This window comes from Mesorhizobium sp. 10J20-29 (genome assembly GCF_054130485.1).
Window position 1 is genome coordinate 308,877 of record NZ_CP199156.1, and the last position, 24,033, is coordinate 332,909.

At 66.8% G+C, this 24,033-nt stretch carries 15 protein-coding genes; 10 read left to right on the forward strand and 5 right to left on the reverse strand.

Annotated elements, in window-relative coordinates:
- Nucleotides 1-5: 5 nt before the first annotated feature.
- The 7 genes from ACT2BZ_RS01570 (at nucleotide 6) to ACT2BZ_RS01600 (ending at nucleotide 7,866) form a co-directional block, all read left to right on the forward strand.
- Nucleotides 6-386: a hypothetical protein gene (locus ACT2BZ_RS01570; protein WP_457938792.1), complete on the forward strand. Its 381-nt coding sequence runs from the start codon at nucleotides 6-8 to the stop codon at nucleotides 384-386.
- A 55-nt stretch (nucleotides 387-441) separates the two neighbouring features.
- Nucleotides 442-1,695, forward strand: a complete 1,254-nt coding sequence (locus ACT2BZ_RS01575) for a phenylacetate--CoA ligase family protein (RefSeq protein WP_457938793.1) — start codon at nucleotides 442-444, stop codon at nucleotides 1,693-1,695.
- A gap of 154 nt (nucleotides 1,696-1,849) precedes the next feature.
- The gene (locus ACT2BZ_RS01580) at nucleotides 1,850-3,832 is read left to right on the forward strand and encodes a 5'-nucleotidase C-terminal domain-containing protein (RefSeq protein ID WP_457938794.1); all 1,983 of its coding nucleotides are present in this window, start codon (nucleotides 1,850-1,852) and stop codon (nucleotides 3,830-3,832) included.
- A gap of 136 nt (nucleotides 3,833-3,968) precedes the next feature.
- Nucleotides 3,969-5,027, forward strand: a complete 1,059-nt coding sequence (gene hemH / locus ACT2BZ_RS01585) for a ferrochelatase (protein ID WP_457938795.1) — start codon at nucleotides 3,969-3,971, stop codon at nucleotides 5,025-5,027.
- Nucleotides 5,028-5,097: 70 nt separating this feature from the next.
- Nucleotides 5,098-6,309 carry an NAD(P)/FAD-dependent oxidoreductase gene (locus tag ACT2BZ_RS01590; RefSeq protein ID WP_457938797.1) on the forward strand — a complete coding sequence of 404 codons (1,212 nt, stop codon included), beginning with the start codon at nucleotides 5,098-5,100 and terminating at the stop codon, nucleotides 6,307-6,309.
- A gap of 129 nt (nucleotides 6,310-6,438) precedes the next feature.
- Nucleotides 6,439-7,386 carry an SPFH domain-containing protein gene (locus ACT2BZ_RS01595; protein ID WP_457938799.1) on the forward strand — a complete coding sequence of 316 codons (948 nt, stop codon included), beginning with the start codon at nucleotides 6,439-6,441 and terminating at the stop codon, nucleotides 7,384-7,386.
- A 15-nt stretch (nucleotides 7,387-7,401) separates the two neighbouring features.
- The gene (locus ACT2BZ_RS01600; RefSeq protein WP_457938801.1) at nucleotides 7,402-7,866 is read left to right on the forward strand and encodes an NfeD family protein; all 465 of its coding nucleotides are present in this window, start codon (nucleotides 7,402-7,404) and stop codon (nucleotides 7,864-7,866) included.
- A gap of 9 nt (nucleotides 7,867-7,875) precedes the next feature.
- On the opposite strand, the gene ACT2BZ_RS01605 is transcribed toward ACT2BZ_RS01600, so the two are convergent.
- Nucleotides 7,876-8,874: a KpsF/GutQ family sugar-phosphate isomerase gene (locus ACT2BZ_RS01605; protein WP_457938802.1), complete on the reverse strand. Its 999-nt coding sequence runs from the start codon at nucleotides 8,872-8,874 to the stop codon at nucleotides 7,876-7,878.
- A 144-nt stretch (nucleotides 8,875-9,018) separates the two neighbouring features.
- Here ACT2BZ_RS01605 and ACT2BZ_RS01610 point away from each other — a divergent pair, with 144 nt between their 5' ends.
- The gene (locus ACT2BZ_RS01610; RefSeq protein ID WP_457938804.1) at nucleotides 9,019-10,608 is read left to right on the forward strand and encodes an outer membrane beta-barrel protein; all 1,590 of its coding nucleotides are present in this window, start codon (nucleotides 9,019-9,021) and stop codon (nucleotides 10,606-10,608) included.
- A gap of 7 nt (nucleotides 10,609-10,615) precedes the next feature.
- Here the strand turns inward: ACT2BZ_RS01610 and galU are convergent, their stop codons facing one another.
- On the reverse strand, nucleotides 10,616-11,521 hold the full coding sequence (galU, locus tag ACT2BZ_RS01615; RefSeq protein WP_457938805.1) for a UTP--glucose-1-phosphate uridylyltransferase GalU: 906 nt from the start codon (nucleotides 11,519-11,521) through the stop codon (nucleotides 10,616-10,618).
- A 209-nt stretch (nucleotides 11,522-11,730) separates the two neighbouring features.
- Here galU and ACT2BZ_RS01620 point away from each other — a divergent pair, with 209 nt between their 5' ends.
- Together ACT2BZ_RS01620 and ACT2BZ_RS01625 are read left to right on the forward strand one after the other, a co-directional pair.
- The gene (locus ACT2BZ_RS01620; protein ID WP_457938807.1) at nucleotides 11,731-12,951 is read left to right on the forward strand and encodes a lytic murein transglycosylase; all 1,221 of its coding nucleotides are present in this window, start codon (nucleotides 11,731-11,733) and stop codon (nucleotides 12,949-12,951) included.
- Nucleotides 12,952-12,960: 9 nt separating this feature from the next.
- On the forward strand, nucleotides 12,961-16,893 hold the full coding sequence (locus ACT2BZ_RS01625) for a DUF459 domain-containing protein (protein ID WP_457938809.1): 3,933 nt from the start codon (nucleotides 12,961-12,963) through the stop codon (nucleotides 16,891-16,893).
- Nucleotides 16,894-16,932: 39 nt separating this feature from the next.
- On the opposite strand, the gene ACT2BZ_RS01630 is transcribed toward ACT2BZ_RS01625, so the two are convergent.
- The 3 genes from ACT2BZ_RS01630 to gltB all read right to left on the reverse strand — a co-directional run bounded on the left by ACT2BZ_RS01630 (nucleotide 16,933) and on the right by gltB (nucleotide 24,008).
- Nucleotides 16,933-17,556: a methyltransferase family protein gene (locus ACT2BZ_RS01630; protein WP_457938810.1), complete on the reverse strand. Its 624-nt coding sequence runs from the start codon at nucleotides 17,554-17,556 to the stop codon at nucleotides 16,933-16,935.
- 167 nt (nucleotides 17,557-17,723) lie between these two features.
- The gene (locus tag ACT2BZ_RS01635; RefSeq protein WP_457938812.1) at nucleotides 17,724-19,178 is read right to left on the reverse strand and encodes a glutamate synthase subunit beta; all 1,455 of its coding nucleotides are present in this window, start codon (nucleotides 19,176-19,178) and stop codon (nucleotides 17,724-17,726) included.
- A gap of 123 nt (nucleotides 19,179-19,301) precedes the next feature.
- Nucleotides 19,302-24,008: a glutamate synthase large subunit gene (gene gltB, locus ACT2BZ_RS01640; RefSeq protein ID WP_457938813.1), complete on the reverse strand. Its 4,707-nt coding sequence runs from the start codon at nucleotides 24,006-24,008 to the stop codon at nucleotides 19,302-19,304.
- Nucleotides 24,009-24,033: the final 25 nt, after the last annotated feature.

The following is a 24,033-nucleotide window of genomic DNA, read 5'->3' on the forward strand; positions in this document are numbered from 1 at the left end:
CTCCAATGACGAATGCGCGCAGACTAGTTTCGGCCGGTGCGACGGCCCTTGTTGCGCTGGCGCTTGCCGGCTGCATGTCGGGCGGTGGCCCCAGCAACCCGCCGGTGCAGCGGGCGGCCTCCGGCGTCGAAGGCGCCTGGATCGACGCGCAGGGCACCGGCCTGTCGACCTTCTCGGGCGGCATCTTCCAGACGGTGGCCACAGATACCGGCCAGAAACTCGCCGAGGGCAGCTACTTCCTCAGCGGCTCGACCTCGGTGCAGATTTCGGGCACGTCGCTGATCCGCCAGCAGCCGATCAGCTTCAACTGCCTGCTGATCTCGACCAACCAGCTGAACTGCACCAGCTCGGGCGGCCAGAACTTCGTGCTGACCAGACGGGCCTGACGGCCCGACGCGGCCGGCGGTCACGGGCTGACGGCATCCTGAAGAGGAGCCGACCATGAGCGCTCACTTCGACGAGCTTGAAACCCGCGACCTTGCAAGCCGCGAGGCCGCGTTGTTCGGCCGCCTGCCAGGCTTTCTTGCCAAAGCAACCGCGGGAGCGCCCGGACTGGCGCGCTGGCTCGACGGTGTCGAGCTTGCGGGGGTGAAGGATCGCGCCGCGCTGGCGAGGCTGCCGGTGCTGCACAAATCCGACCTGATGGACGCACAGGCCAAGGAGCCGCCCTTCGGCGGCTTCGCCGACCTGTCCCTGCTTGCCGGCCAGCGCGTCTTCCTGTCGCCCGGACCGCTCTGGGAGCCGCAGGGTCCCGGCGCCGACCCCTGGCAGGCGGCACGCGCCTTCTTCGCCGCCGGCATTCGCGCCGGCGACATCGTCCACAATGCCTTCTCGCATCACATGACGCCGGGCGGCTTCATCCTCGACGAGGGCGCCCGCGCGCTTGGCTGTACCGTGTTTCCAGCCGGCACCGGCAGCACTGACATGCAGGTGGACGCGGCCGCGGCACTCAGGCCATCCGTCTATTGCGGCACGCCGGATTTTCTCAAGGTGATGCTCGACCGGGCGGACGAGATGGGCAAGGATCTCTCCTGCTTCACCAAGGCGCTGGTCTCGGGCGGCGCGCTGTTTCCTTCGCTGCGCAGCGAATACCAGGCACGCGGCGTCAGCGTGCTGCAGTGCTATGCGACGGCCGAATTCGGCGTCATCGCCTATGAGAGCGCAGCAAGCGACGGCACACCAAATCCCGGCATGCTGGTCAACGAAAACCTGATCGTCGAGATTGTGCGGCCGGGCACCGGCGACCCGGTGCCCGACGGCGAGGTCGGCGAAGTGGTGGTGACCGGCTTCAACCCGGCCTACCCGCTGGTAAGGCTCGGTACCGGCGACCTGTCGGCAATCATGCCGGGTGCCTCGCCCTGCGGGCGCGGCAATATCAGGATCGTCGGCTGGCGCGGCCGTGCCGACCAGCGCACCAAGGTCAAGGGCATGTTCGTCGATCCCAGGCAGGTTGCCGAGATCGTAAGCCGGCATCCGGAGATCGCGAAAGCAAGGCTGGTGGTTACCCGCGACGGCGAACGCGACGCCATGACGCTGCATGTCGAACCGGCGGGCGCGGAGCGGCCGGACCTCGCCGCCGTCGCGGCGACGCTGCGCGAAGTGACCAAGCTGTCGGGCACGGTGGAAATGGCCGAAGCCGGCGGACTGCCCAATGACGGCGCCGTCATTGCCGACCAGCGCGACTACACCAAGTAACTTCCGCAGGGCGACCGAAGAACCGGGGCCTGCGCGCGCCGTTTTTGCTTGCATCGCCGAAATTCGGGTGTGAACATTGTTCCGACCCGACTGAGACAAATCCGTCAACAAAAGCGGCTAGACGCTCGGTCGATGCATTCAACGGGAGACACGTATGAAAAAGTTCGCTGCGATCGCCGCGCTTTCGGCTTCGGCCTTTGGCTTTTCGGCGCAGGCGTCCTTCGCCGACTATGAACTGACGATCCTGCACATCAACGACTGGCACAGCCGCATCGAGTCGAACAACAAGTATGAGTCGACCTGCTCGGCCGAGGACGAGACCGAGGGCAAGTGCATCGGCGGCGCGGCACGCCTGGTGACGGCGATCGCCGACGAGCGCAAGAAGCTCGACGGCAAGAACGTGCTGCTCTTGAACGGCGGCGACAATTTCCAGGGCTCGCTCTTCTACACGACCTACAAGGGTGCTGCCGAAGCCGAGTTCCTGAACCTGATGAAGTTCGACGCCATGACCGTCGGCAACCATGAGTTCGACGATGGCGAGGAGGCGCTGGCGCCGTTCCTCGACGTCATCAAGTTCCCGGTCCTGTCGGCCAACGTGGCAGCGAGCGCCGCCTCCAAGGTCGGCGACCGCATCAAGCCGTCGCTGGTCGTCGAGGTCGGCGGCCAGAAGATCGGCATCGTCGGCGCGGTGACCACCGATACGCCCGAGATTTCCTCGCCCGGTCCCGACATCACCATCGAGGACGACATCAAGACGATCACTGCCGAGGTCGAGAAGCTGAAGGCCGAGGGCGTCAACAAGATCATCGCGCTGACCCACGTCGGCTATCCGCGCGACAAGGAAATGATCGCCAAGATCCCCGGCGTCGACGTTGTGGTGGGCGGTCATTCCCATTCGCTGCTGTCGAACACCGACGACAAGGCCGAAGGCCCCTACCCGACGATGATCGACAACCCGGACGGCTACAAGGTTCCGGTGACCCAGGCTGCGTCCTACTCGAAATATCTCGGCGAGTTCACGGTTACCTTCGACGATGACGGCGTGGTCAAGGAGGCCAAGGGCGACCCGATCTTCCTCGACGCTTCCGTGAAGCCCGACGAGACCGTGCTGGCACGCGTCAAGGAACTCGCCGGCCCGATCGAGGAACTGAAGACCCGCGAGGTCTCCGAGACAACCAAGGAGATCGACGGCAGCCGCGACAATTGCCGCGCCCGCGAATGCGAGATGGGCAACCTCGTCTCCGACGCCATCCTCGACCGCGTCAAGGACCAGGGCGTATCGATCGTGTTCCAGAACGGCGGCGGCCTGCGCGCCTCGATCGACCAGGGCGTCGTGACGATGGGCGAAGTGCTGACCGTGCTGCCCTTCCAGAACACGCTGGCCACCTTCCAGCTGACCGGCAAGGACGTCATGGACGCGCTCGAGAACGGCGCCAGCGAGATCGAGGAAGGCGGCGGCCGCTTTACCCAGGTGGCCGGCCTGAAATATTCCTTCGACAAGTCAGCACCCGCCGGCAGCCGCATCAAGTCGGTCGAGGTGATGGAGAACGGCGCCTGGGCGCCGCTCGATCCCGCCAAGACCTATCTTGCGGCGACCAACAACTTCATGCGCAAGGGCGGCGACGGCTACAAGGTCTTCGCCGAGAACGGCCAGAACGCCTATGACTACGGTCCGGGCCTCGAGCAGGTTGTCGCCGACTACCTGACCGCCAACCGGCCCTATACGCCCAAGCTCGACGGCCGCATCACCGAGATCGCCGCGGCCGAGGCAATGCCGGCAGAGGCCGCACCCGCCGAGGCGGCCCCGGCCGAACCAGCGCCGGAAGCCGCATTGCCGGAACTGCCGGCAGGCTCGGGCGACATCGCCAACACGCCGCCGGCGGTCGCCGCCGAACCGGCACCGGCCGAGGCAGCACCGGCCGAGGCTGCTGCCCCGGCTGCCGAAGCCGAGGCACCTGCTGCCGAGGCGATGGCCGGCGAAAGCCATGTCGTGGCGCCCGGCGACTCGCTGTGGAACATTTCGCTGAAATATTACGGCACGGGTACGAAGTGGAAGATGATCGCCGACGCCAACCCGGACGCCAATCCGGACGATCTCAAGATCGGCTCGACGCTGAAGATCCCGCCGGCCGGCTGAGCCGCGGCGGCAACGAACCAGAAAAGGGCCCGCCGCGAACCGGCGGGCCTTTTTCGTCGGCGGCGGGTGCGGCCAGACGCTGCATTGAAATGTGCCGCCTTATCGCTACGTTCCGGCTGTGCGGGAGACAAGCGACATGGATTACGAGACAAGACGCGCGGCGGCGAAGCAGGTCGGCCCGCTGCCGGCCGGGCATCCGCCGGTCAGCACCGGCAAGGTCGGCGTGCTGCTCGTCAACCTCGGCACGCCCGACGGCACCGACTTCAAGCCGATGTGGCGCTATTTGCGCGAGTTCCTCTCCGACAAGCGCGTCATCGAGCTGCCGCGCGCCATCTGGTACCCGATCCTCTATGGCATCGTGCTGACGGTTCGGCCGAAGAAATCCGGCGCCAATTACGCCCGCATCTGGAACCGTGAACGCGACGAGTCGCCGCTCAGGACCTTCACGCGCGCGCAGGCCGAAAAGCTCGGCGTCGCATTGGCCGACCTGCCGGACGTCGTGGTCGAATGGGGCATGCGCTACGGCAACCCGTCGACGGCAAGTGCCGTGCAACGGCTGAAGGACCAGGGCTGCGAGCGCATCGTCTCGCTGCCGCTCTACCCGCAATATTCGGCGACGACGACGGCGACGGCCAACGACCAGCTTTTCCGTGCGCTGATGAAGATGCGCCACGCGCCGGCCGTGCGCACCGTGCCGCCCTATCACGACGAGCCGGCCTATATCGACGCGCTGGCGGCCTCGGTGACGCAGCATCTCGCGACGCTCGACTTCGAGCCGGAGGTGGTCATCGCCTCCTATCACGGCATCCCGAAGGCCTATTTCGAGAAGGGCGACCCCTATCACTGCCATTGCGTGAAGACGACACGGCTCTTGCGCGAAAAGCTCGGCTGGGATGCAAAGAGGCTGATCACCACCTTTCAGTCGCGCTTCGGCGCGCAGGAGTGGCTGCAGCCCTACACGGAGCCAACGCTGGAGAAGATGGCGAAGGAAGGCGTGAAGTCGGTCGCGGTCATCAACCCGGGCTTCTCGGTCGACTGCATCGAGACGCTGGACGAAATCGGCCGCGAGGCAGCGCATGCCTTTCACGAGGCGGGCGGCGAAAATTTCTCCCATATCCCCTGCCTGAACGACAGTGCCGAAGGCATGGCGGTGATCGAGACGGTGGTGCGGCGCGAATTGCAGGGCTGGGCCTGACCGGCAAATCCGGCACGAAACGGAACCGGTCGGGCACAGGCGCGTTGAGCGCCACCCTCCGGAGAAATTCATGTCCCGCAAGCTCGACCTCAGAACCGGCCGACCCGTCTGGTTCGCCTATCGCTCGCCCAAAATTCCGACAGGCGCGCTGACGCGCGACATCAAGACCGACGTGCTAGTGATCGGCATGGGCATCAGCGGCGCGATGATGGCCGAGGCGCTGACAGCGAGCGGGCACGACGTCGTCTGCATCGACCGGCGCGGGCCCATGCAGGGCTCGACGCCGGCGACGACCGCATTGGTGCAGTTCGAGATCGACCAGCCGCTGATCGAACTGTCGAAGATGATCGGGCGCGGCAAGGCCGAGCAGGCCTGGCGGCGTTCGCGACTGGCGGTACAGAACCTGTCGGCGCGCATCGACAATCTCGACATCGACTGCCGGGCGGCCCCGCGCCAGTCGCTCTACCTCGCCGGCAACGTGCTGGGTCCGGGCGACCTTGCCGAGGAAGCGGGCCTGCGCCGCCAGGCCGGCATCCGCGCGACCTACCTGTCGTCAAAGCCGCTGGCGGAAAAATTCGGCATCGATCGCGATGGCGCGGTTGTCTGCGACGGCAACATCGCCCTCGACCCGCGCCGCCTGACCGCCGGCCTGCTCAACAAGGCGCTAGAGCGCAAGGCGCGCTTCTTCGCGCCGGTTGAAGCCGGCAAGATCGAGGATTCAAAGGACGAGGTGATCGTCGGGACCAAGGGCGGCGCGACGATCACGGCGAAGCATGTCGTGCTGGCGACCGGCTACGAACTGACCGACATGGTGCCGCAGGCCGCCCACCAGGTGATCTCCACCTGGGCGATCGCCACCAAGCCGCAGCCCAAGAAGCTGTGGCCGGGGCCGGCTTTCATCTGGGAGGCCTCCGACCCATACCTCTACATGCGCGCCACGGCGGACGGTCGGGTGATCTGCGGCGGCGAGGACGAGGAGTTCACCGACGAGACGAAGCGCGACGCGCTGATTTCCGACAAGACCGCGCGGATTTCGGAGAAGCTCGCAAAGCTGTTTCCGCAACTCGACACGACGCCGGAATTTTCCTGGGCCGGCTCCTTCGGCACCACGACGACCGGCCTGCCCTATATCGGCGCGGTGCCAAGGCATCCGCGCATCCATGCCGTGATGGGCTATGGCGGCAACGGCATCACCTTCTCGCAGATCGCGTCTGAACTGGTGTCGTCGGCGCTCGACGGGCTCGATGACGCGGATGCCGGGATTTTCGCCTTCAACCGCTGAACGGCCAGCCCCCAGAGGCAGTGTTAAGAACGATCACTAACCAATCTGCCACACTATGATTGTATAGGCGTGCTCTGATTCCTATGTGATTCCAGGCGGCCGGTGCCGCTCCAACGGGGGAGAAGCGGAATGTTCACGGGTCTAGACATCATCATACCGGTGCTTGTGGTCCTTGTGCTGCTGGTGATCTTCACCGGCATCAAGACCGTGCCCCAGGGTTTCAACTATACGGTCGAGCGCTTCGGTCGCTACACCAACACGCTGTCCCCCGGCCTCAACATCATCATCCCCTTCGTCGACCGCATCGGCGCCAGGATGAACATGATGGAGCAGGTGCTCGACGTGCCGACGCAGGAGGTCATCACCCGCGACAACGCCATCGTGGCGGTCGACGGCGTTGCCTTCTACCAGGTGCTGAACGCGCCGCAGGCGGCCTACCAGGTGTCGGGCCTCGAGAACGCCATCCTCAACCTCACCATGACCAACATCCGCTCGGTGATGGGGTCGATGGACCTCGACGAGCTGCTGTCCAACCGCGACACGATCAACGAGCGGCTGCTCAGGATCGTCGACGAGGCGGCGAGTCCGTGGGGCATAAAGATGACGCGCGTCGAGATCAAGGACATCAACCCGCCGGCCAACCTCGTCGATTCCATGGCCCGCCAGATGATGGCGGAGCGCAACAAGCGTGCCCAGATTCTCGAGGCAGAGGGCCTGAAGCAGGCGCAGGTGCTGGAAGCCGAGGGACGCCGCGAGGCCGCCTTCCGCGACGCCGAGGCGCGCGAGCGTGCCGCCGAGGCCGAGGCGCGCGCCACCCAGGTGGTGTCGGAAGCCATCGCCAAGGGCGACGTGCAGGCGATCAACTATTTCGTGGCGCAGAGATACACCGAGGCGCTGGCCAAGATCGGCTCGGCCCCCAACAGCAAGATCGTGCTGATGCCGATGGAGGCATCGTCGCTGGTCGGCTCTCTCGGCGGTATCGGCGCGATCGCCAAGGAAGTGTTTCGCGATGGAGGCACTGCCGGTTCGCAGCGGCAGGCAGCGCGCCCGCCGGTGATCCGTCCGGAAGAAAACTAGCGGAGCGCGGTGGCCATGCTGGAACGCATCTTCGGAGAGCTCGGTCCCTGGAACTGGATGGTTCTGGGCTTCGTGCTGCTGGCGCTCGAAATACTGGTGCCCGGAGTCTTCCTGCTGTGGATCGGGCTTGCAGCGCTGATCGTCGGCGCGCTGTCGCTGATGCTATGGGAAGCCAGCTTCTGGGTCTGGGAATTCCAGGTCGTGGTTTTCCTGGCTCTGTCGCTGGTATCGGCCTTTGCCGGCAAGAAGATCATGAGCGGGCGCGGCAATGACAGCGACCAGCCGTTGCTCAACAAACGCGGAGCGCAGCTGATCGGCCGCACGGCGACGCTGAGCGAGCCGATCACCAACGGGCGCGGGCGCATAAAGATTGGCGACACGATGTGGCGCGTTGCCGGGCCCGACCTGCCGGCCGGCACGACGGTGAGGGTCACCTCGGCGGCCGATCTCGATCTGGAACTGGTGGTGGAACCCGTCTGACGGAAACCGTCAGGCTGCGCCGATGCGCAGCAGGTCGTGGAAATGGACGATGCCGACCGGCCTGTCGTCCTCGACCACGACGAGCGCGCTGATATCGTTCTCGTTGAGGATGGCGAGCGCCGCGCTCGCCATGATTTGCGGCCGGACCGTCTTCGGCAGCCGTGTCATGATGTCGTCGACAATGCACTCGGCAAGATTGCGCTCGAGATTGCGCGCCAGATCGCCGTCGGTGACGATGCCGGCCAGCCTGCCCTCCCCGTCGATGACGCAGACGCAGCCGAACCGCTTGCGCGACAGGACTTTCACGGCTTCCGGCAGCATCGTGCCGAGGCCGACCAGCGGCAGGTCGTCGCCATCATGCATGATCTCGGCGACCTGGGTGAGGTTTGCGCCGAGCTGCCCGCCCGGGTGAAGGTCGCGGAAATGATCGGGCGTGAAGCCGCGCGCCTCGAGCAGCGCGACAGCAAGCGCATCGCCCACGACCAGCTGCAGCAGCGTTGAGGTGGTCGGCGCCAGGCCATGCGGGCAAGCCTCGGGCGTGCGCGGCAATTGCAGCACGACGTCGGATTCGCGCGCCAGCGCCGAAGTCTCGCCGGCGGTGATGGCAATCAGCGGAATGCCGAAGCGGCGCGCATAGGCGATGATGCCCTTCAGTTCCTGCGTCTCGCCCGACCACGACATGGCGAGAATGGCATCGTCGCGCGCGATCATGCCGAGATCGCCATGGTTGGCTTCGGCCGGATGAACGAAAAAGGCCGGCGTGCCGGTGGAGGCGAAGGTGGCGGCGATCTTGGCGCCGACATGGCCGCTCTTGCCGACGCCGGTGACGATGATGCGGCCCTTGATGGCGGCGATCAGCTCGACCGCATGGGCGAAGGGCTCGGCCATGCCGTTGCGCAGCGCCGCCTCCAGCGTCGCGACGCCTGCCTGCTCGGTGGCGACGGTGCGAAGCGCCGAGGCAATCGACGCCGCGCGGTCCGGCTTTTTCTTCAGCGATCCCGAATGCATGGCTGATGCGATTAGCGCGTCGCGGCGCGGCTGTCCAACAGTATCGCAGCGTCCTGGGCCCTCCGCTTCAACGCTCCGTTAACCATCCCGATTTACGGTTCGGTAAGCATGGCGTTTCGGCGCCTTCAATCCAGTCAGGTGACGATGTCCCGGGTACGCCCTGAAGCCAGACCACGCTGCCGCACGGGAGCGCTCCCTGCCCTGCTGCTCGCAGCCGGCGTGGCCGGCCTGACGTCGCCGGCCGCCGCACAGCTGCGCGGCACGGTCGCGGGGGACGACAGCACCATCATCTACGCAAACGGCGTCCCACAGGACGGCCAAGAGACAGGCCTGCCGCAGCCGAGTTACCAGCCATTCAGCGCCGGCGCCGTTCCGGACGAGGCGGCAGACGGCGAGAACGATCCTGCCGGCGACGTCAATGCGGAAGCGGAGCCCGCCGATCCGGCGCGGCCGCAGAATGCCGCGCCAGATGGCGAAACCGACGAAACGGTGACCGGCACGGTGCGCGAACCAACCATCGATTCGGTCGAAGACCTGCCGCTCGACGGGGGTGCTGCCCGCGCCGGGGCGATCGAGGGACTGAATGCAGAGCCCGAGGAAGCACCCTTCGAAGCGCCGGGCATCCGCATGGGCAGCTTCGTCCTGCGGCCCTCGGTCGAACAGGGCCTGACGGCCACCTCCAACGCCGATTCGAGCACCACGGGGGGCTCGGCGGTGCTGTCGGAAACGACGCTTCGGCTCAACGCGGTCTCGGACTGGACGAGCAACTCGCTGACCGTCGACGCCTATGGCGTCTATCGCGAGACGCTGTCGGGCGACGAGGTCGAGGACGGCGCGGCCGGCATCGACGCGACGCTGCAGCTCGACCTCGGCAATGACTACCGCGCGTCGGCGAAGCTGGGCTATGCAATGGCGCCGGAATCGGCGGCTTCCCCGGTCGTCATCGTCGGCGCGGCCTCGGAACCGCTGCGCCAGACGGTCACCGGCAGCCTGGCTCTGGAAAAGGATGTCGGCAAGGCGCGCTTCAGGATCACCGGCGGAATCGCGGACGACAGCTACGGCGACGCCGATCTGGAGGGCGGCGGCACGCTGTCTCAGCAGGATCGCGACGCGACGCTCTACACGCTGGCGCTGCGCGCCGGCTACGAGATTTCGCCCGCGCTGACCCCTTTCATGGAGACGGAAATCGGCAGAAATCTCTACGACCTCGAGGTCGACAGCGCCGGCTATGCCCGTTCGTCGGACCAGTTCGCGGTTCGCGGTGGCCTGGCCTTCGACCTCGGCGAAAAACTCTCCGGCGAAGTATCGGCAGGCTGGGTGTCGGAAGATTTCGACGATCCGCGCCTGCGCACCATCTCGACGCCCTCCTTCGGCGGCGAGCTTGCATGGTCGCCAATGCGCGGCACGATGGTCGGCCTGTCCGGGCTGACAACGCTCGAAGGCACGACAACGCCCGGCGAGAGCGGGTCGGTTCTCTATTCCGGCGCGCTGTCAGTGGAGCGCGAGATGCGCGCCAACCTGACAGGCAACGCGATTCTCGGCGCAGGCTTGCGCAACTATTCAGGTTCGGACGGCCGCGACCTGATCTTCAATGCCGAGGCGGGGCTGACCTGGTGGCTGAACCGCTATGCCGGCGTGACCACCCGGGTCAGGCACGAGCGGGTTGAAAGCAACCTGGGCGACCGCGATTCCCAGACCAACAGCGTCTTTCTCGGCCTGAAGGTGCAGCGCTAGACGCGCATCAGCGGGCGCCGGCGCGGCGTTCCAGCGGCTTCAGCTCGTCGAGCATGCGGCCGATGACCTCGGCCATCGAATCGTGCATGTCCGGCCGCCACAGGGCGAAGGCGACATTGGCCTCGACGAAGCCTTCCGGCGAGCCGCAGTCGAAGGTGCGCCCACGGTAGTGGTAGCCGTGGAATTTCTGCTCCTTCTCGAGCTTCAGCATGGCATCGGTCAGCTGGATCTCGTTGCCGGCGCCGCGTTCCTGGTTCTCCAGCACCTTGAAGATTTCCGGCTGCAATATGTAGCGACCGTTGATGTAGAGGTTGGACGGCGCCGTGCCCTGCTTGGGCTTTTCCACCATGCCGGTGATCTCGAAGCCGGTATGCACGCTGCGGCCCTTGCCGACGATGCCGTATTTGTGCGTCTCGGCCGGGTCGCATTCCTGCACCGCCACGATATTGCCGCCGGTCTCGTCGTAGAGCTCGACCATCTCGCGCATGCAGCTCTTTTCCGACTGCATGATCATGTCGGGCAGAAGCAGCGCGAAGGGTTCGTCGCCGACCAGTTCGCGCGCGCACCAGACAGCGTGGCCGAGGCCCAGCGGCTCCTGCTGGCGGGTGAACGAGGTTTGCCCGGCCATCGGCTGCAGCCGCTGCAGATGCGCCAGCTGGTCGTCCTTGCCGCGCTCGGCCAGCGTATGGTTGAGCTCGAACTGGATGTCGAAATGGTCCTCGATGACGCCCTTGTTGCGGCCGGTCACGAAGATGAAGTGCTCGATGCCCGCCTCGCGCGCCTCGTCGACGACATACTGGATGACCGGCCGGTCGACGACCGTCAGCATCTCCTTGGGGATCGCCTTGGTGGCCGGCAGGAAGCGCGTGCCGAGACCGGCAACCGGGAAAACTGCTTTGCGGACTTTTTTCATGCGGACCGGGTTCCGTTACGGGAGGGTGAACGATAGCATGCGCGAGGCCATGATCGCGCCGAAATCCCCAATTATCGACAAATGATAGCTTTTCGGTGCGTCACTTAAGTTTTTTGTCGGGTTTTCGTTCCCGGGACCGGACATGGTAAACTGATTCATAACCGGCATGCGCGATGAATGCTCTTCCTGAACCGAACAAGGAGGCAAAGATGCGATTCTACCGGAGCGCGACCAGACTGGCAGGTGCGGCCGCAGCCGCGGGCCTGTGCCTTGGCCTATTCCTGACACCGGCCTCCGCCGATGCGGGTTTCAAGCGCTGGGTTGCGAGCTTCCGTGCCACCGCCGCCAATGAGGGCATATCCGGCTCGACCTACGACCGCGCCTTTCGCGGCGTGACCGATATCGATCCGGAAGTGCTCGAAAAGGCGCGCTACCAGCCCGAATTTACCGCACCCGTGTGGGACTATTTCGACAACCGGGTGCACGAGGACTCGATCGCCAACGGCCGCGCCATGGCGCGCAAGTACAAGTCCACGCTCGATGCCATCGAAAGGCATTTCGGCGTCGACCGCCACATCCTGCTGGCCATCTGGTCGATGGAATCGAATTATGGCGAGATCCTCAAGAACGACAAGGTGATGCGCAACGTGGTGCGCTCGCTGGCCACGCTTGCCTATGCCGACAAGCGGCGCGCCAAGTTCGGCCGCACGCAGCTGCTCGCCGCGCTGAAGATCCTGCAGAGCGGCGACATCGACGAGAGCCACCTGACCGGCTCCTGGGCCGGCGCCATGGGCCATACGCAGTTCATTCCGACGAGCTACCAGGCCTACGCGGTGGACGCCGACGGCAACGGCAAGCGCGACATCTGGAACTCGGTTCCCGACGCGCTGGCGACCGCCGCCAACCTTCTGGCCAAGAACGGCTGGCAGTCGGGCAAGACCTGGGGCTACGAGGCGACGCTGCCGGGCGGCCGCAAGTTCCCCGGCGGCTCTATGTCGCTCGCCAAGTGGCAGGGCATCGGCGTCGTCAGGGCCAACGGCAAGGGCTTCACGCGGCCGTCGGACAATGCCGAACTGAAGGTGCTCGACGGACGCAGCGGCCCGGCCTTCCTGATGACGAAGAACTTCTTCGTGCTGAAGCGCTACAACAATTCGGACAAATATGCGCTGGCCGTCGGCCTTCTTGCCGACGAAATCGCCGGCTACGGGGGTCTGGTGCGGGACTGGAACCGGCCCTTTACCAAGCTGTCCTTTGCCGAGAAGGAGGAGTTGCAGAAGCGGCTCTTGAGCTACGGCTATTACGACGGCAAGGTGGACGGCAAGATCGGCGAAGGTTCGCGTTCCGCCATCAAGGCATTTCAGGCTCAGGTGGGATTGACGCCGGACGGTCATCCTAGCATGGAAGTGCTGAGCAAGATGAGGCAGCGCTAGGAGCTGGAATTGACGTCGAGTACGGGCCGCGGGTTCTTTGCTTACCAATTCCCGGCCCGGACTCTGGCTTCGGCCGCACTTGCCATCGTCATAGGTCTCGCGGCGCCAGCCGCGGGGCACGCCCAGGAAAGCGAAGCGCCCGCCTGGTCGCTGAAGCGCCTGTTCACCTCCCGAAAGGTAGAGCCGCCCGTCGAGGCGGCGCCCGAGCCCGAAGCCGCCGAGCCGGCCGCCGCGCGCAAGAAGGCCCGCGTGACGCGCGAGCCGATCGACCCGCAATCGACCGTCGTCGTGAAGCGCCCCGATGCCGCTGTCGTCATGGTGGTGGGCGACTTCATGGGCAGCGGCCTCGCTGAGGGGCTGGTGACCGCCTATGTCGACAATCCGCATGTCAAGGTCATCGACCGCACCAATGGTTCGTCGGGTTTCGTGCGCGACGATTTCTATGACTGGCCGGCGCGCATCGGCGAGCTGATCGACGCCGAAAAGCCCGATGCCGTGGTGATCATGCTGGGTGCCAATGACCGCCAGCAGATGAACATCGACGGGTCCCGAGAGGCGGTGCGTTCCGAGGCCTGGGTCCGTGCCTACACGGCGCGCACGCAGGCGCTGGCCAAGGCGGTCGCCGACCGCAAGGTGCCCTTCGTCTGGGTCGGCGTGCCGTCGTTCAAGCCATCGAAAATGCTGCTCGACATGCTCGCCTTCAACGAAATCTACAAGGCGGCGGCGACCGGCGCGGGCGCGGAATTCGTCGATATCTGGGACGGCTTCGTCGACGAGGACGGCGGCTACGTTGCCAACGGTCCCGACCTCAACGGCCAGCCGGCGCGGCTGCGCGCGGCCGACGGCATCAACCTGGCCCGCCCGGGCAAGCGCAAGCTCGCCTTCTACGCCGAAAAGCCGCTCGGCAAGCTGTTGGGCGACGCCGTGACGGCGCCGGCCCCGGCCGACCCGATAGCCGACCGGCGCCACGAGACGACGCCCTTCGGACCGATGATCGCGCCGCTCGCCGAGGAGGCCGAGGTGGTGATCGGGGCTTCGGATCTCGGTCCCATTGACCCGGGCCGACCGATCTCGCTGCGCAGTCCGGCACTCGACGGCGGCGCCGAGCTGCTCGGCCTGGTCGCCGAGCCGCGCCACGATGCGCGCACGCCGGGCGAGAAGCTGACCATCGAGGGCATAGCAGCGGCCGCCCCGGCCGGGCGTGCCGACGATTTCTCGTGGAACCCGCAGGGCCAGACCGAGTTCGCGGCGGCGATCGCACCGGCCCGGCCGACCACCGGCAAGACCCCGCCGCCGGTCCTGCTCTCAGCCCTTGCCGGACCTGACACGCCCGCCGCGCCGCCGGCCACGCTGGAGACCCCGGAGGAGACGGTGCCGCCGCTGCCGATGGTGCCTGGCGAACTGACCGAGGCGACGGAGCCCAAGGCCGGCGAACGGCCGCCGGTGACCGAGCTTGCGCCCGACGCCGTGCCGCAGGACGACCTCACGGCTGTCGGCAAGGGCCGCGTGACGCTGGAGCCCGGGGCGAACGCCACAGACCGGTCGCCGAACCGCGCCTCGCCGGCGGCAGCTCCTGAAATCGCACCGTCCTCTGGCCCCACGGCCGAGGGCGCGCCGACGATCCTGCCCGAGCCCGAGATCGAAGTGGCACCTGTCATCATCGAAACTCCGATTGCCGCCCTGCCGGCGCCGAGCGTGGTTGCGGCACTGCCGACGACGCTGCCGACCGGCGCAAGGACCGGCGTGCCCAACGCGCCGCAGAAGCTCGCCAGGGATGCCGCACCGCGTGCCGCGCCGGCACCGCAAGCCATCAAGCCGCCGACGAGAACGCGCACCATGGCACAGGCCGCCCCTGCCGCACCGGCCGCCCTGCCGCAGGACCGCGCCGAGCCCAAGATCCAGGTCGGCATGGCGCCGGAAATGGCCCGGGAGACCGGGGCGAGACCAGGTGCGCCGACCGACGGCGACACTTTGGCAGAGATTGCCGCGCCCGGCCGCGCAGCGCCCGCAATGGCCGACGAATTGCCGGCCGACACGCGGCCGACAGGCGAAGGCAAGCTGCCCTCCGCGCTGGTGGCCGAGGCGGGCGACGCCGCGCCACAGCAGCTGGCGCCGAGCGAACTCGCCGCGATCGTCGCGCCGGAACCATCCGAGCGGCTCTGGGCCTGGCCGGTCGAACCGGACGCCGTTCCGACGATTGTCGCTACGCCCGCCGCCCTGCCCGCGCCGACGGCGCTGAAGACCGGCGGCGAAACGACGACGCCGGCGCTGGCCCTGCCGCCCGAAACGCCGCGGCCGAAGCTCATCGCCGTGCCGGCCACAGACTTTTCCGCGCTGGTGAGCGTGCCGCCGGACCTCGTGCCCGCCGCGCCGGTCATGGCGACCGAGCCGACCGAACCCGAAACGCTTGCCGCGCTGCAGCAGGAGACGCCTGAAATCAAGCCGGCAACGCCAATGGCAGCGCCGAAAGAGGAGCCCGGCGCGCAGCCCGAGACAGCCCAGGAGCCGCTTGCGACGCCGGCGTCCGTGCCCGAACTGGCCCCCGCCGCGTCGACCGGGCTGGAGGCGGTATCGCCGCCAGAGACCACGGTCGTGGCACCCGTGGCCGCGCCGGCCCCCTCGCCCGCAACCGACCGCGTCGAAGTGCCCGCAACCGACTTTTCCGCACTCGTGAGCGTGCCGCCCGACCTCGTGCCGGCCATGCCTGCGTTGCCGGTGGAGGTGTCCGGGCCCGCGACGGCTCCGGCGAAACCCGAGGCGATCGCCTCGCTGCAGCCGGAGGCACCCGAGCCCGAAAAGCCGGCAGCACAGGCTGCCGCAACGCCCGACGCCGCCCCGTCTGCGCCCGAAACTGCATCGCCCGTGGAAGCTCCGGCCGACGCATCCCCGCCGCTGGCTGAGCAGGTGCCCGCGCCCGCACAGGCCGTCGACGCGTTCACCGCGCCCGAGACGGACATTGCAGCGCTCACCAGCGTGCCGCCGGACCTGATGCCGGCCCTGCCCGAGACTGCACCGGACAAGCCCATGATCAAGGCCGAGCCGGCAGCGACACCCGAGCCCGTAACGGCACCGGTCGCTTCGCAAGAGCCCGGGGCCGCAGTCGAGGCATCGCAAGCCGACAACAGCCCGTCCGGCGAGGAGATCGCCGCGCTGCAGCAGCAAGCGCCGGAGACTGTCGAGAAACCCGCCGCGGCGCCGACGGACGTATCGGCAGCATCCGGGGATGCCAAACCTGCCGTGACTGAAGCGGCCCCCGCCGAACCGCAACCCGCAACCGCCCCGACCCTTGTGCCGGAGACGGATTTTGCCGCGCTGCTCAGCGTGCCGCCGGACCTAGTGCCCACGATGCCGGCTGCCGACCCGGCCATCCCACCGGCCGAAGCCAAGGTGGCGCCGGCGGTTTCACCCGAGACGGAGCCTGAACCGGCCAGCGTGCCCGAACCCGAACCGGCCGTGACACCGGCCGTTGCGCCAGATGAGAAGGCTCAGCCGGAACCGGTCGCCCAGGCGCCTGTTGCCGCCCAGCCGGAACCGGCCGAGCCCGCGCCGGCACCGGAAGCGGCGACGGCGGTTTCAACCCAGACCAGGGCTCAGGCTGAAGCATCGCCAGCGGACGACGAGGCAGGCGGCAAGAAGATCGCCGCGCTGCAGCAGGAAGCGCCCGAAAGCATTGCCGCGCCCGACGCGACAACGGCCGAAAGCGCACCCGCCGCCACCGAAGACCGCGCTGCGCCTGTGGCCGCCCCTCTGGGCGCGGAGCAGGTCATCCTGCCGGAGATTGACATTTCGGCCCTGTCGAGCGTGCCGCCGGACCTGCTGGCGGCACCTCAACCGGATGCGGCCGCGCCGGCCAGCAAGCCGGGATTTCCGGTGTTCGACAGCGTCGACGAGATCCCGGCGCCGCGCCTCGATGCAGCCGGGGCTATGCCCGCCGCCCGGTAACGAGGCGTCGGGTCTGGACTACCCGGCGGAAGCTTTGGCTCAGTAGATGCTCATCAACACCGGGAGGTGGCCGCTCGCCTGCAGCTGCTCGACCAGTTCGATGACCGGGAAGATCGCCAGGAAATACAGCCCGTCGAGGAAGGTGCGCTTGAGCGCCAGCGGCGAGAAGCTGACAGCGGCCGTGTCGTGGTAGCGGCGCGGGTCGGGCCAGAAGATCGGCGTGGCCTTTGCATAGGCTTCGTAGGCGGGGCCAAAACGGCCTGCGAGGAAGGCGGCTTCGCGCGCCGCAGTGACACGGAAAATCTGGTAGGTCGCGATGCCGAGCAGCAGGGCGACGATCAGCGACCCGAACATCAGGCCGATGCCGACTGCGCCGATGGTCGAGGAGACATAGAGCGGATTGCGCGTGACGGAGAACGGACCGGTGGTGACCAGTTCGTCATTCTTGCGACCGCCGATGTAGAGCGTGCTCCACAGGCGTCCCAGGATGCACAGCAGCACCAGCCCCGCGCCGGTGAGCTCGACGAAATCATGGGTCAGGAACTGGTCGTTCCACGCCGGCCGCGTGAAGAGCAGCAGCGCCGCGGCGAGGACCGCGCCGACCTGAACGACGATCAGCCGCTTCTTCTGGTTGAAGGGCAAGGGTCGGTCAGCATAGGCCATGGTCGTGTTCCTCAAGGCACCGCGCGAGCGGTCTCGTCACTTCTTACCTGCATTTCGCCCACAGTATGGCCAAATTTTGTGAAATGTTTCGCATGCGCCTGCCTGCGCGCAGATGCCTCACCCTGTGCAAGGGCTGGCAATTGTCGGCCAGTCGTCTCTGCCGGGGGTCAGCCCGGCAGCACGCTCTCGCCCATCAGCGCCATGTCGATGGCGCGCGCGGCCTGGCGCCCCTCGCGGATCGCCCAGACCACCAGCGACTGGCCGCGGCGCACGTCGCCAGCGGCAAACAGCCTGTCGATGCTGGTGCGGTAGTCGCGGTCGTCGGCCACCACGTTGGTGGACCGGCGCGCATCGGTGGTCGTCTTCAACCGGTCCGCGAGCGAGTCGACGACGCCGCCGGCGATCGGCCCGGCAAAGCCGATGGCGATGAAGGCGAGATCGGCGCGGATGACGAATTCGGTGCCGGCGATCGGCTTGCGCTTTTCGTCGACCTCGCAGCACTTCACGCCGGTCAGCTGGCCTTCCTCGCCGATGAATTCGAGTGTTGCCACCTGGAATTCGCGCTCGGCGCCCTCGGCCTGCGAGGAAGAAGTGCGCATCTTGGTCGCCCAGTAGGGCCAGACCGACAGCTTGTCTTCCTTCTCGGGCGGCTGCGGCCGGATGTCTAGCTGGGTGACGCGCACCGCACCCTGGCGGAACGCCGTGCCAACGCAGTCGGACGCGGTGTCGCCGCCGCCGACGACGACGACGTGCTTGCCGCCGGCGAGGATCGGATCGGACGGCCAGGCAACGGACTCGATGCCCTCGCCGCCAACCCGCTTGTTCTGCTGCACGAGGTAGGGCATCGCGTCGTGAACGCCCTCGAGATCGTCGCCCGGAATGCCGGCCGGACGCGGCGTTTCGGAGCCGCCGCAATAGAGCACCGCATCATGCTCGACCAGCAGCTCGTCGACCGGCTTGTCGACGCCGACATTGACGCCGCAATGGAAGGTAACGCCCTCGCCCTTCATCTGCTCGACGCGGCGGTCGACATGATGCTTCTCGATCTTGAAGTCGGGGATGCCGAAACGCATCAGTCCGCCGGGCCGGGATTCGCGCTCGAACACATGCACATCGTGGCCGGCGCGGCCGAGCTGCTGGGCGGCCGCCATGCCGGCCGGGCCGGAGCCGATGATGGCAACGCGCTTGCCGGTCTTCTGCTCGGGCGGATAGGGCCGGATGTAGCCGGTCTCGTGCGCCTTGTCGGCAATCGCCTGCTCGATCGTCTTGATGGCGACAGGGATGTCCTCGATGTTGAGGACGCAGGCCTCCTCGCAGGGCGCCGGGCAGATGCGGCCGGTCCATTCCGGGAAATTGTTGGTCGAGTGCAGGTTGCGGATCGCGTTGTCCCAGTCGCCATTGTAGACGAGGTCGTTCCAGTCCGGGATCTGGTTGTGGATCGGGCAGCCGGTCGGACCATGGCAAAAGGGCACGCCGCAATCCATGCAGCGCGCGGCCTGTTTCTCGACCTCCTTGTCCGACATCGGCAGCGTGAATTCGCGGAAATGCCGGATGCGGTCGGAAGCCGGCTGGTACTTGTGCACCTGCCGGTCGATTTCGAGAAATCCTGTAACCTTGCCCATACGTTCACTCTCGTCAGTTCGGTTCCCGCGCCTGCTTGCCGGAACCATGTCAGTGCAGCACTTTCAGCATGAAACGGTCCTCCATCCAAGCGATGGAACCGCAACGGGAAGGGAAGCGGCGGCTTACTCCGCCGCCACGCCCATGCGCATGCGCTCCATCTCGATCAGCGCGCGGCGGTATTCGACCGGCATGACCTTGCGGAATTTCGGCCGGTAGGTCGCCCAGTCGTCGAGGATCGCCTTGCCGCGCGTCGAACCGGTGTAGTGCACGTGGTTCGCGATCAGCTGGTAGAGACGCTCCTCGTCGTGGCTGGTCATGTCGCCCGACACGTCGACGCGGCCCTTGTGGTCAATGTCGCCGCCATGGTGGTGCAGCTTCTCCAGCAGGTAGTCCTCCTCGGGAACCGGCTCGAGCTCGACCATCGCCATGTTGCAGCGCTCGGCGAAATCGCCGTCCTCGTCCAGCACATAGGCGACGCCGCCCGACATGCCGGCCGCGAAGTTGCGGCCGGTACGGCCGATGACGACGACGACGCCGCCGGTCATGTATTCGCAGCCATGGTCGCCGACGCCCTCGACGACGACGGCAGCACCGGAGTTGCGCACGGCGAAGCGCTCGCCGGCGACACCGCGGAAGTAGCATTCGCCCTCGACGGCGCCGTAGAGCACGGTGTTGCCGACGATGATGGACTCCTCGGCGACGATGCGGGCGTTTTCAGGCGGGCGGATGACGATGCGTCCGCCCGACAGGCCCTTGCCGACATAGTCGTTGCCATCGCCGACCAGCTCGAAGGAAATGCCGCGCGCCAGGAAGGCGCCGAAGGACTGGCCGGCCGTTCCGGTCAGCCTGACCGAAATCGTGTCGTCCTTCAGGCCCTTGTGCTTCCAGCGCCTGGCGACTTCGCCCGACAGCATTGCACCGACGGAGCGGTCGACGTTGCGGATGTCGGCCTCGATCTTGACCGGCAGCTTCGATTCCAGTGCCGGCATCGCCTGCTCGATCAGCTTGCGGTCCAGCACGTCGTCGATCGGGTGCTTCTGGCGCTCGGTCCAGTGGGTGGACTGGCCGCGGGCATCCGGCTTGTAGAACATGCGGCTGAAATCGAGACCCTTGGCCTTCCAGTGGTCGATCAGCTCCTTCTTCTCCAGAAGATCGGTGTTGCCGATGATCTGGTCGAGGTGGGTGTAGCCCATCTCGGCGAGCAGCTCGCGCACCTCTTCGGCGACGTAGAAGAAGAAGTTGATGACGTGCTCGGGCGTGCCCTTGAAGCGCTTGCGCAGGACCGGGTCCTGCGTCGCGACGCCGACCGGGCAGGTGTTGAGATGGCACTTGCGCATCATGATGCAGCCGGCCGCGATCAGCGGCGCGGTCGAGAAGCCGAACTCGTCGGCGCCGAGCAGCGCGCCGATGATGACGTCGCGCCCGGTGCGCAACCCGCCGTCGACCTGCAGCGCGACGCGCGATCGCAGGCCGTTGAGGACCAGCGTCTGGTGCGTCTCGGCAAGGCCCATTTCCCACGGGCTGCCGGCATGCTTGAGCGAGGTCAGCGGCGATGCGCCGGTGCCGCCGTCATAGCCGGAGATGGTGATGTGGTCGGCGCGCGCCTTGGCGACGCCCGCCGCAACCGTGCCGACGCCGACCTCCGACACCAGCTTGACCGAGACGTCGGCCGCCGGGTTGACGTTCTTCAGGTCATAGATGAGCTGCGCCAGATCCTCGATCGAGTAGATGTCGTGATGCGGCGGCGGCGAGATCAGCCCGACGCCCGGCGTCGAGTGGCGCACCTTGGCGATGGTCGCGTCGACCTTGTGGCCGGGCAACTGCCCGCCCTCGCCGGGCTTGGCGCCCTGCGCGACCTTGATCTGCATCATGTCCGAGTTGACGAGATATTCCGCCGTCACGCCGAAGCGTCCCGACGCGATCTGCTTGATGGCCGAACGCTCGGGGTTGGCGCCGCCGCCCGGCAGCGGCAGATAGCGGTCCGGCTCCTCGCCGCCCTCGCCGGTGTTGGACTTGCCGCCGATCTGGTTCATGGCACGCGCCAGCGTGGTGTGCGCCTCGCGGCTGATCGAGCCGAACGACATGGCGCCGGTCGAGAAGCGCTTGACGATCTCTGCGGCCGGCATGACCTTCTCGATCGGCACCGGCGTGCGGCGGGTCTGCCCGGCCTTGCGGATGCGGAACAGGCCGCGGATGGTCTTGGCCTGCGCGGTTTCCGAATCGATCTCCTTCGAGAACTGCTTGAAGGTCTCCCACGAGCCCTTGCGCACGGCATGCTGCAGGGTGGCCACCGCGTCGGGCGACCACATGTGGGCCTCGCCGCGCATGCGGTAGAGGTAGTCGCCGCCGACTTCCAGCGCGTTTCGCAGTACCGGGTCCGGGCCGAAGGCGTCGGCATGACGGCTGACCGTCTCGGTGGCGATCTCTTCCAGGCCGACGCCCTCGATCATCGTCGCGGTGCCGGTGAAATACTGCTGCACGAAGTCCGACTTCAGGCCGACGGCGTCGAATATCTGCGCGCCGCAATAGGACTGGTAGGTCGAGATGCCCATCTTGGACATCACCTTGAGGATGCCCTTGCCGATCGACTTGATGTAGCGCGACACGACCTCGTGCGCGTCGACCTCGTCGGGCAGGTCGCCGCGCCGGTGCATGTCGAGCAGCGTGTCGAAGGCGAGATAGGGGTTGATCGCCTCGGCGCCGTAGCCGGCGAGGCAGCAGAAATGATGGATCTCGCGCGGCTCGCCGGATTCGACGACCAGGCCGACCGAGGTGCGCAGGCCCTTGCGGATCAGGTGATGGTGCACGGCCGCTGTGGCGAGCAGCGCGGGAATGGCGATGCGGTCCGGTCCGACCTGGCGGTCGGACAGGATGATGATGTTGTAGCCGCCGGCCACGGCCGCTTCGGCGCGCTCGCACAGGCGCTCGACAGCACCGGCCATGCCGGCAGCCTGCTCGGCCGACGAGTAGGTGACGTCGATCGTCTTGGTGTCGAAGCGGTCCTCGGTATGGCCGATCGAACGGATCTTCTCGAGATCGCCATTGGTAAGGATCGGCTGGCGCACTTCGAGCCGCTTCTTGCGCGACGAACCGACGAGGTCGAAGATGTTGGGCCGCGGGCCGATGAAGGAGACGAGGCTCATCACCAGCTCCTCGCGGATCGGGTCGATCGGCGGGTTGGTGACCTGGGCGAAGTTCTGCTTGAAATAGGTGTAGAGCAGCTTGGAGCGATCCGACATCGCCGAGATCGGCGTATCGGTGCCCATCGAGCCGACGGCTTCCTGGCCGGTGGTGGCCATTGGCGACATCAGGAGCTTGGTGTCTTCCTGCGTGTAGCCGAAGGCCTGCTGGCGATCGAGCAGCGAGACGTCCTTGCGCAGCGCGCGCGGCTCCACGGGCTTCAGGTCCTCGAGGATGAGCTGCGTGTTGGCGAGCCAGTTCTTGTAGGGATGCGCCGTCGCGATTTCCGACTTGATCTCCTCGTCGGAAACGATGCGTCCCTTCTCGAGGTCGATCAGAAGCATGCGGCCGGGCTGCAGCCGCCACTTCTGGATGATCTTTTCCTCCGGAACCTTCAGCACGCCGGCCTCGGACGCCATGATGACGCGGTCGTCGTCGGTGACAATGTAGCGGGCGGGCCTGAGGCCGTTGCGGTCGAGCGTCGCGCCGATCTGGCGGCCGTCGGTGAAGGCGACCGCCGCCGGACCGTCCCACGGCTCCATGAGCGCGGCGTGATATTCGTAGAAGGCCTTGCGGTCGGCATCCATCGACTTGTTGCCGGCCCATGCTTCGGGGATCAGCATCATCATGGCGTGCGCCATGCGGTAGCCGCCCTGGAACAGGAACTCGAGCGCATTGTCGAAGCAGGCGGTGTCCGACTGCCCCTCGTAGGAGATCGGCCACAGCTTGGAAATGTCGTTGCCGAACAGCTCCGAATCGACGGACGCCTGGCGCGCCGCCATCCAGTTGTTGTTGCCACGCACCGTGTTGATCTCGCCGTTATGCGCGACCATGCGATAGGGGTGGGCCAGCTTCCACGACGGGAAGGTGTTGGTCGAAAAGCGCTGGTGGACGAGGATAAGCGCCGTCTCGAAGCGCGGATCGGTGAGGTCCTTGTAATAGGCGCCGACCTGGTAGGCCAGGAACATGCCCTTGTAGACGATGGTGCGCGCCGACAGCGACACGCAATAGGCGCCGATGTCGGAGTTGTCGTTCTCGGCGTAGATGCGGCCGGAGATGACCTTGCGCAGCAGGTAGAGCCGTGCCTCGAACTCCTCCTCGTCGGTGATTTCGGCCGGACGGCCGATGAAGACCTGGCGATGGAAGGGCTCGGCCGCCGCGATGTCGGGCGCCTTGGAGAGCGATGAGTTGTCGACCGGGACGTCGCGGAAGCCGATCAGCGGCAGGCCTTCCGAGCGCGCGCATTCGACGATGACCTCGTTGAGGTGCTCGCGCAGCGTCTCGTCCTGCGGCATGAACCAGTGGCCGACGCCATACTGGCCGACCGGCGGCAGCTCGATGCCCTGCGCGGCCATTTCCTCGCGAAACAGCCCGTCTGGAACCTGTACCAGCACGCCGGCGCCGTCGCCCATCAAGGGGTCGGCACCCACCGCGCCGCGATGCGTCAGGTTCTCGAGCATGGCAAGCCCGTCGGCGACGATCTGGTGCGACTTGACGCCCTTCATCTGGGCAATGAAGCCGACGCCGCAGGCATCGTGCTCGTTGCGCGGATCGTAGAGGCCCTGTGCGGAGGGAATGCCGGCGCGTTTGGCGGCCGCAGCGCCCGTCGGGCCGTGCAGCGCTGCCAAAGATGGCGTCAGTTCCGTCATCGCAAAATCCTCCGTTCCGTGCCCT